The 12055-nt window shown below is 64.2% G+C and carries 8 protein-coding genes; 2 read left to right on the plus strand and 6 right to left on the minus strand.

Annotated features, from left to right (window positions below):
* Positions 1-8 precede the first annotated feature (8 nt).
* The 6 genes from pyrF to dnaK form a co-directional block, all read right to left on the minus strand.
* Positions 9-722: an orotidine-5'-phosphate decarboxylase gene (pyrF, locus tag ACFOJ9_RS33990; protein ID WP_378988233.1), complete on the minus strand. Its 714-nt coding sequence runs from the start codon at positions 720-722 to the stop codon at positions 9-11.
* A complete protein-coding gene (locus ACFOJ9_RS33995) occupies positions 719-1315 on the minus strand; it encodes an NADPH-dependent FMN reductase (protein WP_378985796.1) in 597 nt (198 codons plus the stop codon). Before ACFOJ9_RS33995 ends, pyrF begins: the two co-directional genes overlap by 4 nt.
* A 355-nt stretch (positions 1316-1670) precedes the next feature.
* Positions 1671-2276, minus strand: coding sequence for a phospholipid N-methyltransferase PmtA (gene pmtA / locus ACFOJ9_RS34000; RefSeq protein ID WP_378985799.1), 606 nt, complete (start codon positions 2274-2276; stop codon positions 1671-1673).
* Between the two features lie 169 nt (positions 2277-2445).
* A complete protein-coding gene (gene dnaJ, locus ACFOJ9_RS34005) occupies positions 2446-3576 on the minus strand; it encodes a molecular chaperone DnaJ (protein WP_378985801.1) in 1131 nt (376 codons plus the stop codon).
* Positions 3573-3779, minus strand: coding sequence for a hypothetical protein (locus tag ACFOJ9_RS34010; RefSeq protein ID WP_378985803.1), 207 nt, complete (start codon positions 3777-3779; stop codon positions 3573-3575). The genes dnaJ and ACFOJ9_RS34010 overlap by 4 nt, the downstream gene beginning before the upstream one ends.
* 8 nt (positions 3780-3787) lie before the next feature.
* Entirely contained in the window at positions 3788-5704 is a 1917-nt protein-coding gene (gene dnaK, locus ACFOJ9_RS34015; RefSeq protein WP_378985805.1) for a molecular chaperone DnaK, read from the minus strand.
* Positions 5705-6194: 490 nt separating this feature from the next.
* Here dnaK and ACFOJ9_RS34020 point away from each other — a divergent pair, with 490 nt between their 5' ends.
* Together ACFOJ9_RS34020 and ACFOJ9_RS34025 are read left to right on the plus strand one after the other, a co-directional pair.
* A complete protein-coding gene (locus tag ACFOJ9_RS34020; protein WP_378985808.1) occupies positions 6195-8153 on the plus strand; it encodes a hypothetical protein in 1959 nt (652 codons plus the stop codon).
* Positions 8154-8163: 10 nt separating this feature from the next.
* Positions 8164-12015, plus strand: coding sequence for a DUF7929 domain-containing protein (locus ACFOJ9_RS34025; protein WP_378985810.1), 3852 nt, complete (start codon positions 8164-8166; stop codon positions 12013-12015).
* The last annotated feature ends 40 nt before the right edge of the window (positions 12016-12055 follow it).

The raw sequence follows: 12055 nt of genomic DNA on the forward strand, positions 1-12055 counted from the left end.
TTGGGAAATTATGCCGAGCGCATTTCATCCAAGATGGCTTCGGCCGCTTCTCGTTTGTTGGCGGCCGCGACGATCGGGCGACCGACGACGAGGTGGCTGGAGCCGTTGCGGATTGCCTGGCCCGGCGTCACCACGCGCTTCTGGTCGCCGTGATCGCTGCCCGCCGGCCGGATGCCGGGCGTTACCACCGCCATGTCGGGGCCGACGATGCGGCGCACCGCTTCGGCTTCCGCGGCCGAGCAGACGATGCCGCCCATGCCGGCATGCAGCGCCTGTTCCGAGCGCCTGAGCACCAGCGTATGCGGGTCATACTCGTAACCGACATCGATCATGTCCTGCTCGTCCATCGAGGTCAGCACGCTGACGGCAAGCAGGCAAAGATCGCTGCCGCGCGCTGCTTCCACCGCCGCCGCCATCGCCTTGGGATAGGCGTGGATGGTCAGCATGGTCACGCCCATCTTGACGATGTTCTCGACGCCCTTGGCCACTGTGTGATCGATGTCGAGCAGCTTCATGTCGAGGAAGACCTTGGTGCCGCCACTGGCCAGTTCCTTGGCGAAATCGAGCCCGCCGGCGAAGGCCAGCTGGTAGCCGATCTTGTAGAAGGAGACGACGCCGTCGAGTTCGCGCACCGCCTGCTCGGCTTCCTTCACGGTCGGCACGTCGAGGCCGACGATCAGTCTTTCCTGCATGGATTGGGCCTGCAAGGTGCCGGCAATCATGTCGCGATCCGGGTGGACAGCATGCGCGAGGTTTCGATCAGCGTGCGGCATAGGTGCTCCATCGATTTGTGCAGTCTTTCGTCACGGAAATTGCCGTCCTCGTCGAAGGCGTCGCCGCCCTCGGGCACCGAGCATTCCGGCGTCACCACCTCCATCTGGCAGCGCACCAGAACGGCGCGCAGGTGGTTGATGCAGCGGATGCCGGCAAAGTGCCCGTTGGAGGATGAGCAGAGGCCGGCGACCTTGCCGGCAAGCGGCCTGACCGGCCAGCCGGCATCCCTGCGCACCCGGCTCACCCAGTCGATCGTGTTCTTGAGCAGCGGCGGAATGGAGCCGTTATATTCGGGCGTGGCGATCAGCAGCCCGTCATGGGCGATCACCAGACGGCCGAGTCTCTGAGCGTTTTCGGGAACGCCCTTTTCCTTTTCCAGATCCTCGTCCATGATCGGCAAGGGATAGTCGGCGAGCGAGATGCGGGTCACCTCGGCGCCTTGCATGGCAAGTTCCTTCTGCGCCACGTCGGCGGTCCTGCCGCTGTAGGCGCCGCTGCGCACCGAGCCGGCAAAGACGAGGATTTTCGGGATCACTGCCATTGGCCACCCTTGTTCCCGGACAGGTACAGCCAAGGATCGAGCAAATCAACGCGCTGGCGCGATAAAACGTTTGGGATTAGCAGAAGCCCCCGGGCTTCGTCATCCCTGGGCGGAGCAGGAGCGAAGCTCCGTCGCGGAGACCCTGGGATCCATGCCGCGACCTTGATCGAAGAGTGCCGCGGTGCAGAATCTTGCGCCGTAGCGGCGCTCGGAAGTCGCGGCATGGATCCTCGGGTCTGCGCTGCGTCGCTGCGCTCCTTGCTCCGCCCGTGGATGACGAAGCGAGGGATGTTCCCGCCATCGCCAAGGTATTCGGTCAGCACTGGCGATCCGCGAACAACCCCGCGCGGAGGAACTAATGCGCTTCGCGGCGGTAGATCCACAGCTGGGTCGGCGGGATGTTGCGGAGGATGAAATCGAAATGCTTGACCGTATAATTGCCGCGGCCGGCCGGGATCGGCGACATCGGGCCATAGGTCAGCTGCACGATCGGCCGTCCGGACGGGATGCGGTCGAGCAGGCTCTCGATATAGGCGATGCGCTGGGCGACCGGAAAGTTGAGCAGCGGCACGCCCGAAACGACGGAATCGAAGATCATCCCGCTCTTGTCGCCAAGCGTGGCGTTGAGGTTGAAGGCGTCGCCCTCGATGACGTTGACGCCGGGATAGAGCCGCCGCAGGTGACGCACGAAATCCGTGGAATATTCGACCGCGTAGAGGTTTTCGGGCCGCACGCCCTGGGCCAGGATGGCGCGGGTGATGACTCCAGTGCCGGGCCCGACCTCGAGCACCGGCAGGCCGGATTTCGGATTGACGATCGAGGCCATCTTGCGGGCGGTGATCGAACTGGTCGGCACGATCGAGCCGACCGTCTTCGGCTTGTCGATCCAGCCCTTGAAGAATTTGAGTTCGTCGTCGAACTTCTCGACAAGCGCCTTCCGCAGTCCAGGGCCACGTGTCATGCAAGCTCTCCTCAGTGCTCCCCGCAAGTTACATAACACCTGAGCGGTGCAAGGCAAGGCGGGGCCAGGCTCATGTCGTGGATAAGATAATTTTCGTCGCGTCTCAAGGCGCGACCCGTCTCGCGAATTTTCGCTGCCCAAACCGGCTTCCGCCGCCGGCCAGCGCCCATCAACGCTCGCCGAAGGACTCGAAGAAATCCTTCATGCGGGAAAAAAAGCCGCTCGATTGAGGCGAATTGTCCTGCGAGGAGAGCTGTTCGAACTCCTCCAGCAGCTCGCGCTGGCGCCGCGACATGTTCTGCGGCGTCTCCACCGCTGTCTCGATGTAGAGATCGCCGATGTTGGGCTGGCGCAGCACCGGCATGCCCTTGCCCTTGAGCCGGAACCGGCGGCCGCTCTGAGTGCCTTCCGGCACTTTCACCTTGGTCTGCGTGCCATCCAGCGTCGTCACCTCGAAGGAACCGCCCAGAGCGGCTGTCGTCATCGAGATCGGCACATTGCAATAGAGGTCGGCGCCGTCGCGCTGGAAGAACTCGTGCGGCTTGACCGCCAGGAAAATATAAAGGTCGCCCGACGGTCCGCCGCGCAGGCCGGCCTCGCCTTCATTGGCAAGGCGGATGCGGGTGCCGTCCTCGATGCCGGCCGGGATGTTGACCGATAGCGAACGCTCCTCGGTGACGCGGCCTTGGCCGGCGCATTTCGGGCATGGATCCTTGATCGTCTGGCCGCGCCCTTGGCATTGCGGGCAGGTGCGCTCGATCGAGAAGAAGCCTTGCGTGGCGCGCACCTTGCCGTGGCCGTTGCACATCGAGCAGGTGACGGGCTGGGTGCCGGGCTTGGCGCCGCTGCCCGAGCATTCCGAGCATGAGATCGACGCCGGCACGCGGATCTGCGCGGTCTTGCCGGCAAAAGCCTCTTCCAGCGAGATTTCCATATTGTAGCGCAGATCGGCACCGCGTTCGCGGCCGCCCGACGAGCGGCGCTGGCGCCCGCCCATCATGTCGCCGAAAATATCCTCGAAAATATCGGCGAAGCCGCCGGCGCCAAAGCCTTGCGCGCTGCCATTCATGCCGCCCTGTTCGAAGGCGGCGTGGCCGAAGCGGTCATAGGCCGCACGCTTCTGCGGGTCCTTCAGCGTCTCGTAGGCTTCGTTGATTTCCTTGAACTTGTGCTCGCAGGAATGATCGCCGGGGTTGCGGTCGGGATGGAACTGCATGGCGAGCTTGCGGAAAGCGCCCTTGAGCTCCTTCTCGTCGGCGCCTTTCTGGACGCCCAGCGTTTCGTAGAAATCAGCTTTCATTTTTTCCCGCTGTCCGGATGCTCAACGTCTTCAAGCATTGTTGCGTCTTTTGCGGCACCGACGTTTCGATTTAGGTGCGATGGAACCGCGATGCCAGTGTCGCCGCGGGTTTGCCCGCATTTTTTTGGCGAGATCCGCTGTTTTTCTGCAAGGGGTTGCAAAAAAGCCCGGCCTTGCGCCGGGCTTTCCGCATATCTTGCCATCAAACGGTTCAGGCCGACTTCTTCTTGTCGTCGTCCTCGTCGATTTCCTCGAAATCGGCATCGACCACGTCAGAGTCCTTGGCGGCATCGGCCTTGGCGTCGGCTTCGGCCGCTTCCTTCTGCGAGGCCTCGTACATGGCCTGGCCGAGCTTCATCGAAGCCTCGGCAAGCACCTGCGATTTGGCCTCGATGTCGGCCGCGTCGTCGCCTTCGGTCGCGGTCTTCAGGGCCGCGATCGCGTCGGAGATCGCCGTGCGCTCGGCTTCCGAAACCTTGTCGCCATATTCCTTCAGCGACTTCTCGGAAGAGTGCACCAGCGCCTCGGCCTGGTTGCGAGCCTCGACCAGCGCACGCCGCTTCTTGTCGGTCTCGGCATTGGCCTCGGCATCCTTGACCATCTTCTCGATGTCGGCGTCCGAAAGGCCACCCGATGCCTGGATGCGGATCTGGTGCTCCTTGCCGGTGCCCTTGTCCTTGGCCGAGACGTTGACGATGCCGTTGGCGTCGATGTCGAAGGTGACCTCGATCTGCGGCACGCCGCGCGGCGCCGGCGGAATGCCGACCAGGTCGAACTGGCCGAGCGCCTTGTTGTCGGCGGCCATTTCGCGCTCACCCTGGAAGACGCGGATGGTCACGGCCGACTGACTGTCTTCGGCCGTCGAGAACACCTGGCTCTTCTTGGTCGGGATCGTCGTGTTGCGTTCGATCAGCCGCGTGAACACGCCACCCAGCGTCTCGATGCCGAGCGACAGCGGCGTCACGTCGAGCAACAGCACGTCCTTGACGTCGCCCTGCAGCACGCCGGCCTGGATAGCGGCGCCGAGTGCGACGACCTCATCGGGGTTGACGCCCTTGTGCGGCTCCTTGCCGAAGAACTGCTTCACGATCTCCTGGATCTTGGGCATGCGGGTCATGCCGCCGACCAGGACCACTTCGTCGATCTCGCCGGCCTTCAGGCCGGCATCCTTGAGCGCCGCCTTGCAGGGATCGATGGTGCGCTGGACGAGATCGTCGACCAGCTGCTCGAACTTGGCGCGCGTCAGCTTCAGCGTCAGGTGCTTCGGACCGGTCGCGTCGGCGGTGATGAAGGGCAGGTTGATCTCGGTCTGCGTGGTGGACGACAGCTCGATCTTGGCCTTTTCAGCCGCCTCCTTGAGGCGCTGCAGGGCAAGCTTGTCGTTCTTCAGGTCGATACCCTGTTCCTTCTTGAACTCGGCCGCCAGATATTCGACCAGGCGCATGTCGAAGTCCTCGCCGCCGAGGAAAGTGTCGCCATTGGTCGACTTGACCTCGAACACGCCGTCGCCGATTTCGAGCACCGAAATGTCGAACGTGCCGCCGCCAAGGTCATAGACGGCAATGGTCTTGCCTTCCTTCTTGTCGAGGCCATAGGCGAGTGCGGCCGCGGTCGGCTCGTTGATGATGCGCAGCACTTCAAGGCCGGCGATCTTGCCGGCGTCCTTGGTTGCCTGGCGCTGGGCGTCGTTGAAATAGGCCGGAACGGTGATGACCGCCTTCTCGACCTTCTCGCCGAGATAGGCTTCCGCCGTCTCCTTCATCTTCTGCAGGATCATGGCCGAGATCTGCGAGGGCGACTGCTTCCTGCCGCCGGCCTCGACCCAGGCATCGCCATTGTCACCCTTGACGATCTTGTAGGGGACAAGTTTCTTGTCCTTCTCCGTCACCGGATCGTCATAGCGGCGGCCGATCAGGCGCTTGACCGCGAAGATGGTGTTTTCAGGATTGGTGACCGCCTGGCGCTTGGCCGGCTGGCCGACGAGACGTTCGTCGTCGCCTGAGATGGCGACGATGGAAGGCGTCGTGCGCGCGCCTTCCGCATTCTCGATCACCTTGGGCTCCTTGCCATCCATGATGGCGATACAGGAGTTGGTGGTGCCGAGATCGATACCGATTACTTTTGCCATTTTTCTAGTCTCTCCGCTAAGCAGGCTCTCAGGACCCGGTAAGGCGTTCCGACGAAAGCCCCTGTTCACAAGAAATCCCGTTCCGGCAACCGGCATTCCGGCGCCGAACGGCTTGGCGCGTATATAAGAACAGGCGGCATCGCGCGCAAGCATTCTGCGCAAGGCTTCCATGAACCTTTCCACCTCCGCCTGCGACTGATGTCCAGGTGCCGCATGGTGCGGCCCGGAAAGGAAGCCCCCCATGACCAAGAACCCAGAGACTCCGCGGTCTCCGGGAGCAACAGGAGCTCGGCGCGACCACCGCCTTCGGGATGGGGTCGATGCGCTGGGCTTTCCGCTGATTCCGTTGACCCTGCGTAAGAGCAGGCGTATCGTGACAATGAGGAAAGCAGACAATTCGATCAGGGAAGAACGAGCCGGAACGCCGCGCCTTGCCCTGATTTGCACGGCCAGACCGGGCGTTTCTCCCGTCGACTACGGGGGGAGTGTCATGTCTCGCATCCGCGGCTCGTTCGCGTCTTCTCTTGACGGCGGCCTGCGCCGCGCTGCGCATGCAGGCAGCGGATTGCTGGCGCTGGCGCTCTCCGCCGGTCTGTGGCTGGGCGCCGCGCAGGCGCAGGAAACCCAGATCATCTATCCCGGCTCGATGGCGGTGACCGGATTTTCCGGCACCATCATTCCCAATTTCGACGAGGGCCTGCCGCCCGGCGTCGATCCGGTCGACGAAACCTTCATCGATCCCACCCGCGCCACCTTGCGCGTCTTCGACGTCTCGCATCTGGGCGGACCAGCCTCCGGCCAGCTCGTCAACACGCCGCCGCCCTTCGAAGTGACGGCCGAGCAGATCGGCCAGGTGTTCGGCGTCACCTATGACGACGGCGTGCGCGACGGCGTTCCGTCAGGCATTCCCGATCTCTACGCCGGCTCCACCTCGCTGCATGGCATCCGCATCGTCACGCCGGACGCTGACGATGACGGCCGCCCCGAGCGGCAGCGTCGCGGCGCGGCCGGCGCCACCTTCATGGAGGGCCAGTTCGGCACCGAAAACGGTGGCGGGCCGGGCACCGTCTGGAAAATCGACGGCATCACCGGCCAGGTCTCCAAATTCGCCGACATCGACACCAACAGCGGGCCCGGCATCGGCAATCTCACCTTCGACGCCAGCCACCGCCAGTTCTTTGCCTCCGACCTTGACACCGGCCTGATCCATCGCATCGACGCCGACGGCAATCTGATCGACAGCTTCGACCATGGCGTTGCCGGCCGTCCCGCGCATGGGCTGGCTCCCGTCGCCGACGATGGTTCGGTGATGGACATACAGGGTGCTGCCTTCGACAGCGAAGACCCCGACAGCTGGGGCTACACGCAGGACGAGCGCCGCGTCTGGGGCGTCTCCTATCATGGCGGCCGGCTCTATTACTCGGTCGGCGAAAAGTCGGAAATCTGGTCGGTGGGCATCGCCCGCGACGGCACCTTTGCCGGCGACCCGCGTTGGGAACTGACGGTCAAGGCCGACAAGGACTACGCCGTCACCGATATCGCCTTCGACAACAGCGGCTTCATGTACCTGGCCCAGCGCGGCCCGGTCGAGAACCGCTACGACTACAGCCAGTTCGCCGATTCCGGCAAGGGCGAGGTCATCCGCTATTGGCGCGAGAACCCGGACGATCCGGCAACCGAATCGGTCTGGGTGGAAATGCCGCAGGAATATGCGGTCGGCTTCCCGCAGGGCAACCGGCAGTCGGCCGGCGGTCTCGACCTGCAATATGGCTATGACGCCGACGGCAATCTCGACACCTCGGTCTGCACGCAGACGCTGGTCAAGTCAGGCGACAAGCTGCGCGACAATCCGGCTCTCGCCGAACAGCTCACCGCTGGCGGGCCGCTGGCCGTGCATGGCGTGCAGATCACGCCGAAAGAGCTGGTCAAGCCGGCCAATGTGCCGCCCTTCGGCTCCTGGTTCGTCGATTTCGACGGTTATTTCGAAGACCCGGAGGTCGAGGGTCATGTCGGCGACGTTGCCGTCTGGCATCCTTGCGAGGGCCGCGCCGGCTATTATGAAGAAATCCCGGGCGGCTACCTGCCCCCCTTCTACCCGCCGGACTTCCCACCGCCCGGCAATCTGCCTCCGTGCATCGATGTCGAGGATATCAGGTACTACTGCGCGCCTCGCGGCCTCCAGGCCGATCTCTATCTCCATGACCATGCCGGCTTCGGCGGCGATTCGATCAAGGCCCAGTCCAGGACGCCAGGCGTCGGGGTGACGTCATCCCAGTCGCATGCGCCCGGCAAGCCCTACACGGTCGACATCACCGGCCACTATCCGGGCGACACAGTCGATGTCGGGCTCTGCTTCTACAGGAAGTCCGACAAGGACAAGGGTGGCTACTACCCTTGCTGCAAGATGACTTTGCCGCTCAGAACCCCAGCCGTCAGCTGCGAACGTTGAGGAGGGGAAGATGAAAAATCTCGCACTCTCCCCGCTTGCAACGAACACTCAAACAACCGTCATGGAGACGATCATGAAACCCCTGTCATACGCCAGGCGCGGCGCGCGCTGGCTGATGGCGGCCGGTATCGCGGTCGCCATGCTGACCCCGGTGCAAGGCTTTGCGGAAGACGCCGTCCCGATCACCCCGGAGCTGAAGCTCGATCTCGACAGTTCGCGCGTCATCACTCCGAGGCCCGACCGGGTCGTACCCTTCTTCACCAAGAAAGGCACTCAACGAGGCTGCGACTACGTCGTCTATTCGCTGAGCTTCGGCCTGCGCGGCGATCCGCAGGGCCTTGCCGACCCGAGCCTCGAGGCCAGGCTGAAGAAGGTCCGGGTCGACTTCAAGGACCAGCTTCCTCACGGCCTTGAGATCGTCAACGTCAATGTGTCCGGCGACGGTACGGATTCGTCTGGTGGACCGCTGCCGGGGGCGACGATCAGCACGTCGGCAAATCCGAACGATACTGCCACCGTTTCCGATTTCCGCATCTCTACTTCCGATCTCGACGGCGTCGGTGCTGCCAACGAGCGCGTCATCAACTTCGCGATCACGGCCAAGATCGATCATGCGGCATTTCCCGCGCCGACGATCGTCGACAACCAGGGCCTGATCACGGTGACCGCCGGACCGGGCGCCGGGACCGTCATCCCGTCGCAGGATCCGAGCAAACCCGACGACGGCGACTTCAAGACCGGCGTGAAGACCTCGATCAAGATCGACGTCACCAAGTGCAACCCGCCACCGCCACCTCCCGGCAAGGAATGCTTCAAGGTGGAACGCGGCACGGTCGACTGCGTGCCCGGCGGCGGCGCCTTCATCTACCACATGCCGGTCGGCCCGGAGATGGGCGGCAAGCGGGTGCAGGTGTCGACGACCACGCCCGGCATCACCATCATACCCGACACCCAATTGGTGCCGGCGGGCGGCGGTGTGCTCAACTGGAAGATCGTCGGCGCATCGCCCGGCGACGTCATCCACCTCATCGTCACCGGCATCGAGACCTATGCCGGTCCGAAGGAAGGCTGGGGCCTGTGCTGCACGCAGACGATCGACATCGTCATCCCGCGTGACCAGAGGTGCCCGCCCAAGGACAAGGAGCCGGACCTCAAGGTCGAGAAACGCGCCGACGTGACGCGTTGCACGATGGGCGGCGGCTGCGACTTCACCATCAGGGTCACCAATGTCGGTACCGGTGCCTACCACGGCAAGATCGTGCTCGACGAGGTGACGCTGCCGGCCGGATCGACGCTCGATTCAGGGCCCAATCCGCCCTGGGTCTGCGTGCCCGGCACCACCCCGATGACGTGCACCTATCCGGTGACCACGCTCAATCCGGGAGCTTCCGTCGATCTCAAGCTCGGCTTCAAGCCGGCCGGAGGTTGGCAGGGCAGCGTCTTGCGCAACTGCGCCACCTATAATTACGGGGCCAGCGGCAAGCCGCTGTTCGGCAGCCAGTCGAACGATCGCGGCTGTGCCTCGATCCCGGTCTGCCGGCGTGGCGACCGTGACCGCGACTGCCGGCCGCCGGTGGAGAAGAAGGTCGACCTGATCCTGAAGAAGCGTGCCCGCATCCCGGTCTGCACGGCCGACGGCATCTGCTACTTCGTGATCGACATCATCAACAACGGCACATCGACCTATAACGGGCCGCTGACGGTGATCGACAGCTATCCGGGCGGCGCCCCGGCCTCCTCGACCTTCGGCCCGAGCCCACCCTGGACATGCGGACCGAACGGCCCCGGCCAGTTCCGCTGCGACAATGCGGGGATCTCGCTGCCTGCGGGCGCCTCGACACCGATCGTCGTCAAGGCGGTCATGCCGGCCGGCTACCAGTCGGACACGGTGGAGAACTGCGCCGCGGTGAAGGCCATCCCTGGTGAAAACGACCTCACCAACAACAAGGCCTGCGCCAAGGAACGCTTCCGTCATCCCAACGGCGGCAAGCCGACCCTGCGCATCACCAAGGTGTGCAACGGCTCGCTCGCCGGTGCCGCGGTCATCTCTTGCCGCATCACCGTCATCAGCCTTGGCACCGCTGCCCCCACCGGTCCGGTGCGGGTCAACGATGCCGCCACGCTGGTGGCTGGCGGCGCGCCCGTCCAGATCCAGACCGTCACCCCTGACGGCGCGGAATGGGCGTGCGGACCAGTTCCGGCCAATGCGCTGTCGTGCCAGATTCCCGGTGCCGTCATGACACCCGGAACCAGCCGCCACTTCGACGTGACGGTTTCGGCCAATGGCGCGTTCGAGAACTGCGCGCGCGGTTCGTATGGTCCGGCCCCGGGTGACGACATCGTCTATCCGATCGGCCAGGCCTGCGCCAAGGGCGGCGGCTCTTCGACCATCCGTGTCGAGAAGACCGGCGACCGCGAATGCAAGCTCGGCCAACCCTGCTCGTTCGAGATCACCATCACCAATGACGGAACGACCCCCTTCTCCGGGCCGGTCCGCATTGGCGATGCGATCGGCGTGGAGGGTCTCGGCAGGCTGGAAGGCGTTTCGATCATATCGATCCAACCGCCCTTCGGCTGTTCGCCGGAGCCGGCAACCTTGCCGCTGTCCTGCATTGCCAACCTGACGCTCGGCGCAGGCGAAAGCCAGGTGCATCATGTCACCGTGGTTATTCCCGACGACGGCCGCCTGGCCAATCTGCAGGGCAACGTCAGCGGCCAGAACTGTGTTGGCGTGCTCTCTCCCGACACGCGGGTGCAGGGCGGCGGCGACGTGCTCGGCGGCGACCAGACCAATGTGCAGGGCGATCGCGGCAAGGCCTATGCTTGCCATCCCTTCACCATCAACCAGGAAACGAAGAAGCAATGCTCGGCAGGCTTCGTCATGAACGATGCGGGTCGCTGCGTCTGCCCGGAAGGCTCCACCTTCCGCAACGGCCAGTGCTCGCCGGGCGGGGGTATCGTGCCGAAGCCGGAAGAGCCGAAGCGCTGCGTGCTGCTCGAAGGCCAGATCCGCACCGAGGACGGACGCTGCGTCTGCCCACGCGGAACCGGGCTTGAGAACGGCAAATGCGTCAGGACCGACAGACCCGAGCAGTGCACCATCCGTGGCCAGGTCCACAATGCCGATGGCGATTGTGTCTGCCCGAGAGGGACCGAGGTGCGCAATGGCGCCTGCCGTCCGATCCGGCCGAAGCCGGAGCAGTGCACGATCCGTGGCCAGGTCCACAACGCCAATGGCGATTGTGTCTGCCCGAGAGGGACCGAGGTGCGCAATGGCGCCTGCCGTCCGATGCGGCCAAAGCCCGAGCAGTGCACGATCCGTGGTCAGGTTCACAACGCCGACGGCGATTGTGTCTGCCCAAGGGGTACCGAGGTCAGAAACGGAGCCTGCCGCCCGATCCGGCCGAAGCCTGAGCAATGCACGATCCGTGGCCAGGTCCATGACGCCAACGGCAATTGTGTCTGCCCGAGGGGTACCGAGGTGCAGGGCAATGCCTGCCGGCGCAAGCAGCCGACGCAGGAGCAGTGCGACATACGCGGCCAGGTCCATAACAAGCGCGGCGAGTGTGTCTGTCCGCGTGGGACGCAGGTGATCAACGGTGCATGCCGCAAGCCCAGACAGGAGGTGGAATGCGCACCGGGCTCGCAGATGATCAATGGCCAGTGCCAGCCGATCATCAGGCGGCGCTGCCCGGAAGGCACGATCGGGCGGTATCCGAACTGCCGGCCGGTCCGCGGGCAACCGTCGTTGGAGCTCAACCCGGGCCTGCTGCTGCAGCAGGTACTGCCACGGCGCAGCCCGCAGGTCGAACAGCAGCAGGATCCGGTCCCAGACAGAATCCTGAAACTCCAGCAGCAATAATCATCTGCTCGACGCCAGACCAGAAACCCGCCGGAGTAAT

The sequence above is a fragment of the Mesorhizobium cantuariense genome (assembly GCF_042647205.1).
In the GTDB taxonomy this organism is placed as follows: Bacteria; Pseudomonadota; Alphaproteobacteria; order Rhizobiales; family Rhizobiaceae; genus Mesorhizobium; species Mesorhizobium cantuariense.